Annotated in this window: 12 protein-coding genes; 1 reads left to right on the plus strand and 11 read right to left on the minus strand. The window is 67.3% G+C overall.

Annotated elements, in window-relative coordinates; translation table 11 throughout:
- From TF1_RS02965 to TF1_RS03015, 11 genes are all read right to left on the minus strand, one after another.
- Window positions 1–2,488 (minus strand): sensor histidine kinase (locus tag TF1_RS02965; RefSeq protein ID WP_061783643.1); only part of this gene is annotated, 2,488 nt, incomplete at its 3' end.
- A gap of 510 nt (window positions 2,489–2,998) precedes the next feature.
- A complete protein-coding gene (locus TF1_RS02970) occupies window positions 2,999–3,691 on the minus strand; it encodes a hypothetical protein (RefSeq protein WP_011291386.1) in 693 nt (230 codons plus the stop codon).
- 100 nt (window positions 3,692–3,791) lie between these two features.
- Window positions 3,792–3,995, minus strand: a complete 204-nt coding sequence (locus tag TF1_RS02975) for a hypothetical protein (RefSeq protein ID WP_081430397.1) — start codon at window positions 3,993–3,995, stop codon at window positions 3,792–3,794.
- Window positions 3,996–4,099: 104 nt separating this feature from the next.
- Window positions 4,100–5,122 carry a LacI family DNA-binding transcriptional regulator gene (locus tag TF1_RS02980; protein WP_011291385.1) on the minus strand — a complete coding sequence of 341 codons (1,023 nt, stop codon included), beginning with the start codon at window positions 5,120–5,122 and terminating at the stop codon, window positions 4,100–4,102.
- A gap of 108 nt (window positions 5,123–5,230) precedes the next feature.
- Window positions 5,231–6,661: a GH1 family beta-glucosidase gene (locus TF1_RS02985; protein ID WP_038043471.1), complete on the minus strand. Its 1,431-nt coding sequence runs from the start codon at window positions 6,659–6,661 to the stop codon at window positions 5,231–5,233.
- A 20-nt stretch (window positions 6,662–6,681) separates the two neighbouring features.
- Complete coding sequence (locus tag TF1_RS02990; protein ID WP_061783644.1) at window positions 6,682–7,596, minus strand: carbohydrate ABC transporter permease; 915 nt, start codon at window positions 7,594–7,596, stop codon at window positions 6,682–6,684.
- Window positions 7,596–8,465: a carbohydrate ABC transporter permease gene (locus tag TF1_RS02995; RefSeq protein ID WP_016188417.1), complete on the minus strand. Its 870-nt coding sequence runs from the start codon at window positions 8,463–8,465 to the stop codon at window positions 7,596–7,598. Before TF1_RS02995 ends, TF1_RS02990 begins: the two co-directional genes overlap by 1 nt.
- A 343-nt stretch (window positions 8,466–8,808) precedes the next feature.
- A complete protein-coding gene (locus tag TF1_RS03000) occupies window positions 8,809–10,107 on the minus strand; it encodes an ABC transporter substrate-binding protein (protein WP_081638427.1) in 1,299 nt (432 codons plus the stop codon).
- Between the two features lie 234 nt (window positions 10,108–10,341).
- Window positions 10,342–11,199 carry a MetQ/NlpA family ABC transporter substrate-binding protein gene (locus TF1_RS03005; RefSeq protein WP_011291380.1) on the minus strand — a complete coding sequence of 286 codons (858 nt, stop codon included), beginning with the start codon at window positions 11,197–11,199 and terminating at the stop codon, window positions 10,342–10,344.
- 69 nt (window positions 11,200–11,268) lie between these two features.
- The gene (locus tag TF1_RS03010) at window positions 11,269–11,952 is read right to left on the minus strand and encodes a methionine ABC transporter permease (RefSeq protein WP_011291379.1); all 684 of its coding nucleotides are present in this window, start codon (window positions 11,950–11,952) and stop codon (window positions 11,269–11,271) included.
- Entirely contained in the window at window positions 11,949–12,902 is a 954-nt protein-coding gene (locus TF1_RS03015) for a methionine ABC transporter ATP-binding protein (RefSeq protein ID WP_038043468.1), read from the minus strand. The genes TF1_RS03010 and TF1_RS03015 overlap by 4 nt, the downstream gene beginning before the upstream one ends.
- Window positions 12,903–13,286: 384 nt before the next feature.
- On the opposite strand from TF1_RS03015, the gene TF1_RS03020 reads away from it, so the two are divergent.
- On the plus strand, window positions 13,287–14,360 hold the full coding sequence (locus TF1_RS03020) for a coiled-coil domain-containing protein (RefSeq protein ID WP_011291377.1): 1,074 nt from the start codon (window positions 13,287–13,289) through the stop codon (window positions 14,358–14,360).
- The last annotated feature ends 10 nt before the right edge of the window (window positions 14,361–14,370 follow it).

Here is a 14,370-nt window from a genome sequence, read left to right on the forward strand (position 1 = left end):
GCGAATCGGACACCGTCGGTATCGCCGACGTCGACGTGGTGTCCGCCGGGCTCTCCGTGCGCGGAGTCTCGGTCCGCGGGGTCTCCGGACGCGGGGTCTCCGGACGCGGGGTTTCCGTGCGCGGCGTCTCCGGACGGTCCGCCACCGGTTGGGGGGAAGTGGTGCGGGACACCGACCGCTTCCATCCCGCGTCCCACAGGTCCTCGCCGCTCGGCGGGTGCTCCGGCGGGGTCTGCTGGCCCTGCTGGGCGGCACGGGTCGCCGGGTCGGGCCGCTTCGGCAGCCCCGAGGGGGTTGTGCGCGGCTCCCACACCGGGCGGTCGTTGCTGGTACGCGGCTCCCACACGCTGTCCGCGGGATCCGCCGGAGCCGGCGACGACGCGAACGCCGCGGTCGCCTCGGCGTACGTGTCCGGAACAGTGGTGCCACGCCCCGAGGTGAGCGCCGGAGGCGTCGGCTCGACCGGGGTGATGAGCAGGTCGTTGGGCAGCCGCACCGCGGCAGTGATACCGCCGTTGTGCGCCGGACGCAGCCGCACCTCGATACCGTGCCGGTTGGCCAGGCGGCTCACCACGAACAGACCCATGCGGCGGGAGACCGCAACGTCGATCACCGGAGGCTCGGCGAGCTTCTGGTTGGCGCTCTCCAGCTCCTCGGCCGACATACCGATACCCGAGTCGGTGATCTCGATGATGATGTCGCCGTTGTCGACAGCCTGCGCGGTCACCGACACCTGGGTGTCGTGCGCGGAGAACACGGTGGCGTTCTCCACCAGCTCGGCGATGAGGTGGATGACGTCGTTGACTGGGCGGCCCAGCACCGACACGTGGGAGGGGGCGCGCACGTTGACCCGCGCGTACTGCTCCACCTCGGAGACCGCGGCCCGCAGCACGTCGACCAGCGGAACCGGCTGGGCCCACTTGCGGGTGTTGTCCTGCCCGGAGAGGACCAGCAGGTTCTCGTTGTTGCGGCGCATGCGGGTGGCCAAGTGGTCGAGCTGGAACAGCTCTGCCAGACGCTCTTCGTCCTGCTCGCTCTGCTCCAGGTGCTCGATAAGGCGCAGCTGCCGCTCCACCAGGCTCTGGCTCCGCCGCGATAGGTTCACGAACATCGCGTTGACGTTGGCCCGCAGGGCGGCCTCGTCAGCAGCCAGCCGCAGCGCGGAGCGGTGCACCTCGTCGAAGGAGCGGGCCACCTCGCCGAACTCGTCGGAGGAGTCGACTTCGAGCGGGGTAATCTTCACCTCTTCTGGACGCACGTTCGTCTCGCGCATCCGGACGATCGCTTCGGGCAGGTCCTTCGCGGCGATCCGCATCGCGCCGTCCCGCAGGACCCGCAGCGGGATCACCATGCTGCGCGCCACCCACGAGGTCGTCAAGAAGACGAAGACGACGACGAAGAGCACCGTGATGCTGTCGAAGAGCAGCAGCCTGCGGCCCTGCTCCTTGTGGGCGGTCGCCTCGGCGCGCACCATCCTGGCCAGGGAGCTCTCCACCTTGGCCAGCGTGTCCAGAGCGCTGAGGGCCGTCTGCTGGTAGCTGTCCGCGTCGTCCCCGTCCGTGATCCCCGTCAGCGGCTGGCCTTCATCGGCCCTCAGCAGGGCACGCAGCCGCATGGTGCCCAGCCGGCTGACGTCCAAGCCTCCGTAGTTCTCGTCGAGCAGCGCCTCCTGCGCGGGGGTCGCGCTGTTGCGGAAGTTGCGGATCTCGTTGTTGTAGCGCGCCTGGGTGCTCTCAATCGAGTCCTGCACACCGCCGGACATCGAGTCGCGGATCAGGGAGTGCACCATGAGCGCGGCCTCGTAGGACTGGTCGTCCCGGGCCCGGCCGAGCGCGCTGAGCGCACGGACGCTCTCCCGCAGCTCCGAAGAGGTGTTGGTGGCGTTGGCCAGCGTCTCCACAAAGTCGGTGAGCGTGGAGATGATCTGGCGGTACTTGGTGACCGCCGGAAGCATCGTGACCCTGGTGCTGGTGACCTCCTCCCGCACCCCGTTCAGTTTCTCCAAGGAGTCGAGCATGATGTCGAGCCGCTCCTTGACGAGCGGGTCGGAGGGGGTGCCTAGTTCGTTCGCTCCTGCACGGACGTCGTTGAGCTCTTGGTCAACGATCTTCTGCTGCTCTTGCAGCGCGACCGCGCGATCGTTGGAGCGCCGCGTGGGGTTGGGGTTGTCGGCGATGTAGGCGGCAACGAGCATGCGCTCCTTACCGAGCTCGTTGCCCAACTGCACGATGTCCTCGGCGAGCGTCACCATCGCCTCGGTGCGCTCGTTCCGGAACGTGTTCAGGGCGCTCTCGGAGAATCTGACGACTCCCAGAATCAGCGCGGCCGCGGTGGGGACGACAACGAGCGCCACCAACCGGGAACGGACGCGCCAGTTCCTGGGGTCCCACCGTCTGGCGGGGCGCTTGGCCGTGGTCTCTGTCTTCTCGGCCTGCTCCGGCGCGTCGTCCTTGGCGTCAGCGCCGTTGTTTGTCGCTCGTGTCGACACGGACCTTCGCAACCTTTCGTGTCACCGCCTGGGGCATTTTCGGACTCACAGGCCCCGTGGGGTGGGTACCGGACAAGCACCATCCGGCCCGCTGTGCGTACCACAGTGCGCCGTCGGAGGTGTCATGGGTAGGGGACCCGGTAACAAGAAGGGAGATCTTGTCGCCGCGGAGCCTCAAAGTGGGAGGCTGTGGCGTCGCGCAGCGCTGAACCGGGAACAGCGTACGTGAGCCGCTAGCGTACCAATTGGGACAGGTGCCCCGCACTACCCCGATCGTCCCTAATCACCGGAACTACCTACAAACGGTGTATACCGTTACGTCTCACTGGTCTAGTCTTTTGCGCCCTTTTCCGCCAGAAGTTCCCGTACTGTGAGGATGGCGCAGCCCCATTCCATCACATGGATAACTTTTTGTGCACGTCCGTATAAGGTCTGTGGAAAACTCCTGGCAGCGTGGTGGACGCCACGCAAGGCTGCGGTCCCCGCCACGCGGGGTCGGCCCCGTGCTCCTCAGGTGCCCGTACCGGAGCCGACCCGCAGTTCGAACATGCCGAGCAGCCCCGCGTCGACAAAGAACTCCGCGCCCGCGGCCAGCGACCGGACCCGCGCGGGCAGCACCCCCACCGGCCCCCTGTCGGCTTCGGCCCGGCGGGCCAGCAGGCCGCGCTCCACCGTCCCCTGGGCGGCCGCCACGTCGTCCACGCTCACCGTGAACGGGAAAACCGCGGCACCGTCGAGCTCCTCCTCGGTCACCAGTGCCGGACCGAGCGTCACCGCGACCGTCTTCCGCTGCGGCGTGCTCCACAAGCAGGCGAGCGTGTACCCGACGACCTCCCCCGTGCTGGAGGCGAACGCGGCCACGCCCACTTCGGCGTCCAGCACACCGGTCCCCGGGGGAAGCAGCACGCCGTCATCCGTGCCGCGCACCAGCGCCGGGTGGAGGGCGAGCGGGTCCGCCTCCACGCGGACCACGGTCAGCGGACGCTCCGGGACCAACGGGGCGCACAACCGGGTCTCGAACTCCACGATGATCTCCACCGGCTCCGCCAACGCCTGCCGGTGGGCCTCCCGCAGCGCGGCAGTGCCCTTCGCCAGCAGCTGGGGCAGATCCTCAGGCCCCGGATAGCCGAACACACAGCCGTCGTCCACTACTCCGGGACGCTGCTCGCCCCCGCTAGGGGAAAGATAGGTAACCCAGCGCATCGTGCACCCCCTGTCCGCAGTCCCGGGCCCCACGCCCAGGCACCGTCCTCGGGGGAAACCTACCGGTCCCCTTTGCGCGGGCCCCTCATCCGGCCGCCGGTTACAGCGGATTGTGCTCTTTGCCGGTGCCGCCGCACATACGGCACATCTCCACCACCCGGATCCAGCCGATCACCCCGTCAGGGTCGCGTTTCGGCCGCTCCGGCCGCCACTGGCCGCTCCCGCCGCAGCAGCGGCACGGAACACCGCTCTGCGCGCACCACTCGCAGTCGTCCACTTCGCACCGTGCTCGGAGCGTCTCCACCGGCTTCCGCCTGCCTCCCGTTGTCCTCTTTATCCTCGCGTCAGCGCGGCCCAGTCAGCGGGTGTCGTCCACCGCGGGCGCGGATCTAGGGCGACGTGCGGACCTCACCCGGATTCCCGCACCATCAAATGGGTCTCCAGCACCAGCCGCACCGGTTCGGTGGTCTCCCCGGTGATCCGGTCCACGAGCAGCCGGGCCATCTCCCGGCCCATCAGCTCGGTGGGCTGGTTGACGCTGGTCATCGGCGGTTCGGCGTGCTCGGCTACGGTCGAGTCGTCGTAGCCGACCACCGCCACATCCTCGGGCACGCGGCGGCCCGAAGCACGCAGCACCCGCAGCGCGGCCAGCCCCATCAAGTCGGAGGCCGCGAACACGGCGTCCACGTCGGGGGCCCGATCCAGCAGCTCCCGCATCGCGGCCACCCCGCTGTCGTAGGTGAAGTCACCGTAGCTCACCAGCGTCTCGTCGTACTCCATCCCCGCGGCGAGCAGTGCTTCGCGATACCCCTGGAGGCGTTCCACACCAGCGACCATGTCCTGCGGGCCCGCGATCGTAGCGATCCGCCGGTGCCCGGTCTCGATCAGCCGCTGGGTGGCCTGGCGTCCCCCGCCGATGTTGTCGATATCGACATAGGACACCTGTTCTTCGGGGACGCCGAGCGGACGGCCGCCGTAGACGTACGGCACCCCGGCCTCGTCCAGCATCTGCGGCAGCGGGTCGTCGCGGTGGAGCGACAGCAGGAGGACCCCGTCGACGTGCTGTCCGGCCAGGTAGCCGCCCAGCCGCTCATGCTCTATCCCGGAGCGGCCCGTGGCCAGGACGAACTGGAATCCCCGTTCGGACAGAGCAACCCCCACGCCGAGCACGATCCCGGCATAGAAGGGTTCGGCGAAGAGCTTCTGGTTGTTTTCCGACACCACCAGGGCTACGGTGTCGGTACGTCGGGTGACCAGGGTGCGGGCTGCGCGGTTCGGCACGTAGCCCAGCTCTTTGATCGCCCGCTTCACGGCCTCTCGCGTGGCCGGACTGACCTGGTCAGAGCCGTTGATCACCCGAGACACCGTGCCTCGGCCGACCCCGGCCAACGCGGCCACCATCTCTAGTGTCGGACGTCGCCGACGCTCCATCCTTGTTCCCCCAACCCACGACCGCGCCGTCCCGGCATCCTCCTTGTTTGTACCGTGGAAGCCGCCGGGACGGCGAGATTTTGACCTATCTATTCTCGGTCTGGCGGACTATTCCTGTCCGAAGATTCCCCCGTTGCGCATCACCCGGGAGTACCACCAGCCGCTGTCCTTCACCGTGCGCGTCTGGCTCTCGTAGTCCACGTGCACGATGCCGAACCGCTTCCCGTACCCGAGGGCCCACTCGAAGTTGTCCATGAACGACCAGGCGAAGTAGCCCTTGAGCGGCACGCCCGCCTCAATGGCGGCGTGCGCGGCCCGCAGGTGCGAGTCCAGGTAGGCGATCCGCTCGGTGTCGTGCACCGCGCCGTCGACCACCTTGTCCTCGAAGGCGGCGCCGTTCTCGGTGATGTACAGCGGCAGGCCCGGGTAGTCGTTGGCCAGCCGGGTCAGCGTGTCGTACAGCCCGGTCGGGTCGATCGGCCAGCCCATGGCGGTCACCGGCAGGCCGGGGTCCACCTCCACGACATGCTCGCTGCCGACCGACGGCGAGTAGCCCTCGTCGGGCAGCCGGTCGGAGCCCCCGTTCTCCCGGTTGCCTGACACCCAGCTCGGGTTGTAGAAGTTGACGCCCATCATGTCCAGGTTGGCGGAGATGGTCTTCAGGTCGCCGTCCTGGACGAAGCTGTAGTCGGTGACCGCGGCGACGTCCTCGATCAGGTCCTCCGGGTAGCGGCCCTTCACCAGCGGCTCGGTGAAGATGCGGTTCCGCAGGGCGTCGATCCGGCGCGCAGCGTCCCGGTCGGCCTCACTGTCAGTGTAGGGACGGACCGTGGTCTGGTTGTGCGCGACACCGATCCGCACGGAACGTCCGGCCTGGCCCGCCAAGTCCCGCATCACGGCAGCGGCCAGCCCGTGGCCCAGCATCAGGTGGTGGGCGGCGGCCAGCGCAGCAGCCGGCTCCTGGCGGCCCGGGGCGTGCACGCCGGAGGCGTAGCCCAGGAACGCGGAGCACCACGGCTCGTTGAGCGTGTTCCAGTTGGTGATCCGGTCGCCGAGCCGGCGGTAGACGATCTCCGCGTAGTCGGCGAACCGCTTGGCCGTGTCCCGGTTGGGCCAGCCGCCCGCGTCCTCCAGCGCCTGCGGCAGGTCCCAGTGGTAGAGGGTCGGCCACGGCTCGATGCCGGCCTCCAGCAGGCAGTCCACAAGCCGGTCGTAGAAGTCCAGCCCGGCCTCCACGGGCGTGCCCTTGCCCTCGGGCTGGATCCGCGGCCAGGCGATGGAGAAGCGGTAGGCGCCCACGCCCAGCTCCCGCATCAAGGCCACGTCATCGCGGTACCGGTTGTAGTGGTCGCAGGCAGGGTCGCCCGTGTCGCCGTTCTCGACCTTGCCCGGAGTGGCGCAGAAGGTGTCCCAGATGCTGGGGCCGCGGCCGTCGGCCGTGGTGGAGCCTTCGATCTGGAACGAAGCGGTCGCCACTCCCCACACGAAATCGGACGGGAAGCGGATATCCGGTTTGGGAGTCTCCTCGAGATTGCCCAGAGGAGTCGTCGATTGCGAGGTCACTTAATGGCACCTTCCATGATCCGGCCGATGAGTTGACGGCCGAGGACGAAGAACAGGATGAGCAGGGGGAGGGTTGCGACGACGGACCCGGTGAACATGAGCGCGAAGTCACGCGAGTACGCCGACTGGTTGAGCTGGTTGATGGCGATCTGGACGGTCGGGTTGGCGGGAGTCAGCACCGCCAGCGCCCAGGTGAACTCGTTCCACTGCGTCATGAACGTCAGCAGGCCGAGCACCACCATCGCAGGGCGGAGGGCAGGAAGGACCACGTTCCAGTAGATGCGGAACGTGGAGCAGCCGTCCATACGCGCCGCTTCCAGCAGTTCGTCAGGGATCGCCTGGATGCAGTACTGGCGCATCATGAACACGCCGAAGCCGCTGACCATGAAGGGCACGATGATCGCGGTGATCTGGCCGCGCCAGCCGAACCACTCCATGAGCATCAGCAGCGGGATGATTCCCATCTGCACAGGCACGGCCATGGTCAGCACAACGCCGACCGCGGCCACGTTGCGGCCCTTGAAGCGCAGCTTGGCCAGGGAGAACCCGGCGAGCGAGGAGAAGAACACCACCGAGAGCGCCACGGCGGTAGCGGAAATCGTCGAGTTGAGCAGACCGAGCGTGAAGTTGGCGGTGGTGTTCGTGAACAGGCGTTCCAGATTTTCCAGGAAATTCCCGCCGGGCCACAGGTAGGGTGGACGGGCTGAGGCGGCAGCAGTGTCGCGGCTGGCCACGACGAACATCCACCATAGGGGGAAGACCGACAGCAGGATGGTGAGGGACAGCCCGATGTAGGTGAGCGGGGTCGCCTCCCGCATACCGATGCTGCCGCCGTTTTTCCGCTTCCGCTTCTTCGCGGACTGGGGGACTGCCGACACAGACGGAGAAGACGGGGTCGAAGTCGCAGCCATCATGCCCCCTTGATCTTGCTGGTGAGCAGCGCGTTCAGCGCGCTGAGCACCACGATGATCATGAATAGCGTCCAGGCGATCGCGGAGCCGTACCCGTAGTTGTTGAAGCGGAACGCCTCCTCGAAGATCAGCATCATCGTGGTCTGGAACTGTCCTTGAGTACCGCCCGCCACGTCGCCGAAGATGACCGGCTCAGTGAAGAGCTGCATCTGGCCGATCGTGGAGACGATGACGGTGAAGATGATGGTGGGCCGCAGCATGGGGATGGTGATCTGCCAGAACTGCCGCATGCGCGACGCCCCGTCAATGGCAGCGGCCTCGTAGATCTCCCGGGGGATGGCCGACATCGCCGCCAGGTAGATCAGCGCGTTGTAGCCGGTCCAGCGCCAGTCGATCATCACCGCGATCGCGACCCACGAGGAGAACCGGCCTGCCTGCCAGTTGATCGGGTCGATGCCGAAGAAGCCCAGCACGTAGTTGATGAGACCGAACTGGGTACCGAACAGCTGGGAGAAGACGATCGCCACGGCAGCGATCGAGGTGAGGTAGGGCAGCAGGAGCCCCATGCGGAAGAAGTTGACCGCGCGGATCCTCCGGCTCAGCGTGTCGGCCAGGTACATGGCCAGGAGCAGCTGCGGAACAACCGCGACGACGAAGATGCCGAAGGTGTTGTACAGCGAGTTCCAGAACTTGGCGTCCTGGACGAGCCTGGTGTAGTGCGCGAACCAGTTGAACCCCTGGTTTCCGCCGAGCAGCGTCCAGTCGTGGAGCGACACCCAGACGGTGTAGAGCAGCGGAAACAGGCCGAAGATCGCGAACAGGATGAAGAAGGGGGCGATGAACAGATAAGGGGTGACCCGCAGATCCATTCGGGTCCAGAAGATCTGCCTGCGCTCCCTCTCCGTCACGGCGTCGTTCCCGGGTCGGGGAAGGCTGGTCGCCTCCTTGTCCCCGGGCGGGGCGGCGCCACGCCTAAGAAGAGTCACGTCAAGCTCTCCTCACCGTGAGAGGTCAGATGTCAGATGGAAGAGAGGACGGCCCGCCCGCGCCATTCGGGAGAGGGAGGAGGGGGAGCCGGGGGACGGGCCGTCAGCTAGGGGATTTGTGGTGTACGGGGTGTGCGGACCCGTCCTGTTGCGGGCGTCCGTCGAGGACTAGGCAACGGGACGGGTCCGCGTCATCACTCGCGGTTCGTGTGAGTTCCGGGACGGCTTACTGGCCCGAGGCCCGCTTGGCGCCGTCGATCGCCTGCTGCCAGGCCTCTTCCGGAGAGAGCTGGCCCTGCTCCATGGCTTCGAGGGCCTTACGGAACTCCTCGCTCACCTGGGCGTGGTGGATGCCGTAGTAGACGGGCTTCAGCTCCTTGGCGGTCTCGGCGTAGATCTTGCCGACCGGGGCCTCGTTGAAGTAGTCGCGGGTGAACTCGGTGACCGCCGGGTCGTCCAGGGCCTTCGGCGAGGACGGCAGGGTGTTGGCGGCGTTCCACGCGGAGATCTGGCCCTCGGGGCTGGTGAGGAACATGGCCAGCTTCGCGGCCTCCTCAGGGTGCTTGCTCTGGGTGGTCACTGCCAGCCAGGAGCCGCCCCAGTTACCACCGTTGCCAGGGACGCTCGCGACATCCCACTGGTCGCGGCCGCTCTCGCCCGCGGTGTTCTCGATGTGGCCGAGCATCCAGGCCGGGCAGGGCAGGGTGGCGAAGACGTTGTTCTGGATACCGGCGTTCCACTCGTCAGACCACATCGGCAGGTTGGCCGAGAGGCCTTCCTCGACCATCCGCACCATGAGGTCCCAGCTCTCCAGGATGACCGGGTTGGTCTCCGCGACGAGGTTGTTGTCCTCGTCGAAGAAGGTGTGGGTGCCGCCCTGGGCGTTGACGGCGCTGAAGTAGGGGACGGTCGTGGAGATGAAGGAGGCGCCGGTCTGGGCTTCCTGGAACTTCTTACCGACCTCGATGAAGTCGTCCCAGGTCTCCCAGCTCGCGCTGACCTCTTCCCGGTCGGTGGGCAGGCCCGCGTCCTCGAAGAGCGTCTTATTGTAGCACATGCTCATGCCACCGATGTCGGTGCCGAGGCCGAGGATCTCCCCGTTCGGGCCCTTGCCCATCTCCCACTTCCAGGGCAGGAAGTTGTCCTTCAGCTCCTCCGCGCCGTACTCGGCGAGGTCGACGAAGTTGTCGCCCTGGCTGAGGAAGAACTGCTGGACGATACCTTCCTCGATGGCGACGATGTCACCGGCGCCGCTGCCTGCCGCAATGTTCTGCTGGAGCTGGGGCACGTAGTCGGCGTGCAGGTCGGTGACGTTGTTCTCCTTGATGATGATGTTCGGGTTCTCCTCCATGTACTGCTCGAAGAGCTCGTCGTACCCGAAGACCCCGAACGTGTCGACGGTCAGAGTGATCTTGCCGTCGCTGTCGGCTTCATCGTCGCCGCTACACGCAGAGGTGCCGAGAAGCGCCACTACGCCCAGCATCGCAGCGGTCGTCTTCCAGTACCGACGGTGAAAAGTTCGCATGTGCGACCCCTCGCTCAAAGTGGGAATGTCTTACTGCGCGTCCCGTGTGATCCCCCGCATGGGAGCGCTCCCAAGAGCGTGGCCCACACCACTGTGATCCGTCAATCCCAGACCGCGCCTGCGAAATACAACCGTTACCTGAAAAGTCTTGCGCCCCCGCAGAAAACGAAAAAACCGCCTGGTTTTCCAGAAAAACCAGGCGGCACTGCGCCACGCTGCACGGTCAGCCGCGGCTCACTCCCGGTCGCCGACCGGGTAGACCACGCCCTGCCACGTCTGCTCGATGTACTCGCGCACCTCGTCGCTGCGCAGCAGTTCGCTGAGCGTGCGGATCGCCGGATCGTCCACGTCCTCAGCCCGGACCACCAGCCCGTTGGCGTACTTCTCGATGTAGTCCGGGGAGTCGCTGGGCTCCCAGGCGAGCTCGTTCGCGGTCTCGGTCAGGTTCGCCTCGATCGCGTAGTTGCCGTTGACCACTGCGGCGTCCACATCGTCCAGCGACCGCGGCAACTGGGCCGCCTCCAACGGCGTGACCGTAATCCCGCGGGGGTTGTCGGTGATGTCGGACTCGGTCGCCAGCGCCCCGGCCTCCGGGTCCACCGTGATCAGCCCTTCGGCTTCCAGCGTCCGCAGCGCGCGGTCCAGGTTGGCCGCGTCGTTGGGCACCGCGATCTCGGCGCCCTCCGGCAGGTCCGCCGAGCTCTCGTGCTTCCTCGAATACAGCCCCAGCCGCTCCACGTGCACGTCGCTGACGTAGACGAGCTCGTCGCCCGGGTTGGCCTTCTGCCACTCTTCCAGGAACGTGCGGTGCTGGAAGTAGTTGGCGTTCAGCTCCCCCTGGGCCAGTTGCTGGTTGGGCTGGTTGTAGTCGGCGATCTCCACGATCTCCAGGTTGAGTCCCGCATCCGCGGCGAGGTTCTCCTGGACGTACCGGAGGATCTCCCCGTGCGGCACCGGGTTGACCCCGACCCGCAGCGTGGTCAGCCCCTCCTGGTCGGCTCCCCCGTTGCGCGCCGTCTCGCTGGGTGCCCCGCACGCCGCCAGTGTCGCGGCCAGTGCCACTGCTCCCAGGGCCGCAAACGCCTTGCGCATTCCCTGCCCCTCTCCTTTCGATGGAACATTCCTGGTCGGCTCGGCCCATGCGGGGACCGAGCCCTCGCCTCACCGGTGGGACACCCGGCGGACGAGCACATCGCCGACGCTCTGCACCACCTGGACCACGAGGACCAGCAGGATGACCGTGGCCCACAGGTAGTAGTCGTCGAAACGCTGGTAGCCGTAGCGGATCGCGAGGTCGCCGAGCCCGCCGCCGCCGATCGCCCCGGCCATGGCCGAGTACGAGACGAGCGTGACCACCGTCATCACCAGTCCGGCGATCAGCCCGGGCAGCGCTTCGGGCAGCAGGACCTTGCCGACGATGACGATCCGGCGCGCCCCCATCGCCTGCGCTGCGTCGACCACGTCGCGGCCCACTTCACGCAGCGCGGTCTCCACGAGCCGCGCGTAGAACGGGATGGCGCCGATGCTCAGCGGGACGATGGCGGCGGTCGGCCCCAGCGTGGTCCCGGTGAGCAGCCTGGTCAGGGAGAGCACCGCCACCATCAGCACGATGAACGGCAGGGAGCGCCCCACGTTGACCACCGCGCTGAGCAGGGCCCGCACCGCCGGGGCAGGGGTGAGGCCGCGCTCGTCCGTGGTGACCAGCAGCACCCCGAGCGGCAGTCCGAACAGTGCGGTGAAGAACGTGGACCACCCCACCATGTAGAGGGTGTCCAGGGTGCCCCACCACAGGTTCGGCCCCATCTGCGGCCAGCGCTCCACCAGCCCGTCCAACCATCCGGTCATGGGACCTCCTCAACCAGCACGTTGCGGTCGGTCAGGTACGTGAGCGCCTCCGCGCTGCGCTCCCCGGTGATCCGGACGGTGAGCCGGCCCACGGCATGCCCGGCAACCTCCTCCAACGCCCCGCCGAGGATGCTGACGTCCACGTCGAAGAGCCGGGTGAGCTGGGAGATGAGCGGTTCCTCGGCCTGGTCCACCCAGGTCAGCGTGACCACGCCGTCCCCGGAGACGGGCGGGGGTGCGAACAGCGACCGCGCCAACAGCGACCCGGGGGTGCGCAGCAGGTCCACGGTCCGCCCCGTTTCGACCACCGAGCCGCGGTCCATGATCGCCACGGCGTCGCAGATCCGTTTGACCACGTCCATCTCGTGGGTGATCAGCAGGATGGTCAGCCCCAGCTCGCGGTTGAGGTCGCGCAGCAGGTCGAGGATGGAGGCCGTGGTCGCCGGGTCCAAAGCCGAGGTGGCCTCGTCCGAGAGCAGCACCGTGGGGCGCGGGGCGAGCGCGCGGGCGATCCCCACCCGCTGCTTCTGCCCGCCGGAGAGCTGGGCCGGGTACGCCGCGGCCTTGTCGGCCAGGCCCACCAGCTCCAGCAGTTCAGCGACCCGGCGGCGCCGCTCGGCCCGGGGCACTCCCGCGATCTCCAGGGGAAAGGCGACGTTGCCCGCGACCGTGCGGGAGGACAGCAGCGCGAAATGCTGGTGGATCATGCCGATCCCGCGTCGGGCCGCGCGCAACTGGGGTGGGGGCAGCGCAGTGAGATTTCTCCCATCAACCCAGATTTCGCCTCGATCCGGGCGTTCCAGGAGGTTGATGCAGCGGAGCAGCGTGCTCTTCCCTGCACCGCTCGGCCCGACGACGCCGTAGATCTCCCCCTGCGGCACGTGGAGGCTGACACCGCGTAAAGCGACCACCTCACGCCCCTTGAGCTGGTAGACCTTATGGAGGTCCACAGCGTTGATCACGTTTCCCCCCGAAGGAGTCGCATGCTTCGACATGACAGTCCCGCACCAATACCACCTCCGGTCGGCGCGGTTGCGGCCGGGGAGGCTGTCCCCCCGTATCCCGCCGGGACCTCCAGACGCCCCTAAAAGCCATAATACAGGTAGGAATTAGCGATTTTTCCTTTACCTCCCGAAACTGGGAGATCGCGACAGGTGTCTGTTTTCCGCGGCAAAGCCGCCTACACTCAGTTCAGCCGAGCAATGTCCGGCCGCCTATTCCCCCACACACCCCACGAGCGGCCTCCGGCCTTACCCCAGGAGCAGGGGACCCGCTTCCCTCACACCCGGTAAACCCCGCACGCGGGACCTCTGTGGCTACCGAGGAGCGAAGAAATGCTGTCCAAGCATTCACGCGGCGACGGTCACACCGATCCCTACGCCGATTTCTGGGCGCCCGACCCCACCGACGGGACCTGGCGCGACCACCTGGCTGACCTCGCCGAACTGTTCGCCCCCCGTGTCAACGGCCCGCAGCGGCTCTCCTTCGCGGCCGCGGTGCTCTCCCTCATTCTCGTCACGGCCTTCCTGTCCGTGCACACCGCCCCCCGGGCGGAGGCAGCGCCCGCCGCTCCCGTGGCGCCCGCAGAAAGCCTCGACTCGCTGCTGGAGCGGGCCGACAAGCTCAGCGAGGAGTACCGCGGCGAACTCCGCGACATGGAAGCCGTCCTCGAAGAAGCCGAAGCGGCCAAAGAACGCGCCGACGCCACGCGCAAAGAAGTCGACGAAGCCCGCGAACAAGTCCGCTACCTCGCGGTGGCCACCTACACCAGCAACGGCCTCGACCCGGCGCTGAGCATCCTGCTCGACCCCAACCCGCAGGAGATCATCGACACCGTCTCCATCGTCGACCACCTGTCCCACACCAACAACGACAAGATCTCCTACCTGCTCGAAGCGATGGAGCGGGACGAAAAAGCGCAGGCCAACGCCGAAGAGAAACTGGAAGAGGCCGAAGCCGACCTCGAAGAGCTCGAAGAACGCCGGTGGGAAGTCCGCAGGCTCATCGCCAAATACCCAGTGCAGGAGATGACCCCGCCGGACAACCTCACGCCGCGCACCCGCCAGATGCGCGACCTCATCATCGAGAAATTCGGCCGCAACGACGAGAACGGCGGTGTGGGCTGCTACCGCCCGAACGGCGGCTGGGTCGTCGGCGAACACCCCAAGGGGCGGGCCTGCGACTTCATGGTCAACGCCCACGGGCAGATGCCCACCCCGGAACAGCAGGCGCACGGGCAAGCCATCGCTGACTGGGCCGTGGAGCACGCCGAAGACCTCGGCATCATGTACGTCATCTGGCGGCAAGAGATCTGGGACATCCGCCGCAACGACGGGTGGCGCCGCATGGCCGACCGCGGCAGCATCACCGAGAACCACTACGACCACGTGCACATCTCGATGTTCTGAGCGCACACCC

Source organism: Thermobifida fusca NBRC 14071 = JCM 3263 (assembly GCF_001592045.1).
In the GTDB taxonomy this organism is placed as follows: Bacteria; Actinomycetota; Actinomycetes; order Streptosporangiales; family Streptosporangiaceae; genus Thermobifida; species Thermobifida fusca.

Bases quoted from the DNA above. Each gene is read 5' to 3' on its own strand.
- TF1_RS02970 (WP_011291386.1), bottom strand. From the start codon at position 3,691: ATGCGCTGGGTTACCTATCTTTCCCCTAGCGGGGGCGAGCAGCGTCCC.
- TF1_RS02980 (WP_011291385.1), bottom strand. From the start codon at position 5,122: ATGGAGCGTCGGCGACGTCCGACACTAGAGATGGTGGCCGCGTTGGCC.
- TF1_RS02990 (WP_061783644.1), bottom strand. From the start codon at position 7,596: ATGGCTGCGACTTCGACCCCGTCTTCTCCGTCTGTGTCGGCAGTCCCC.
- TF1_RS02995 (WP_016188417.1), bottom strand. From the start codon at position 8,465: ATGGATCTGCGGGTCACCCCTTATCTGTTCATCGCCCCCTTCTTCATC.
- TF1_RS03000 (WP_081638427.1), bottom strand. From the start codon at position 10,107: ATGCGAACTTTTCACCGTCGGTACTGGAAGACGACCGCTGCGATGCTG.
- TF1_RS03005 (WP_011291380.1), bottom strand. From the start codon at position 11,199: ATGCGCAAGGCGTTTGCGGCCCTGGGAGCAGTGGCACTGGCCGCGACA.
- TF1_RS03010 (WP_011291379.1), bottom strand. From the start codon at position 11,952: ATGACCGGATGGTTGGACGGGCTGGTGGAGCGCTGGCCGCAGATGGGG.
- TF1_RS03020 (WP_011291377.1), top strand. From the start codon at position 13,287: ATGCTGTCCAAGCATTCACGCGGCGACGGTCACACCGATCCCTACGCC.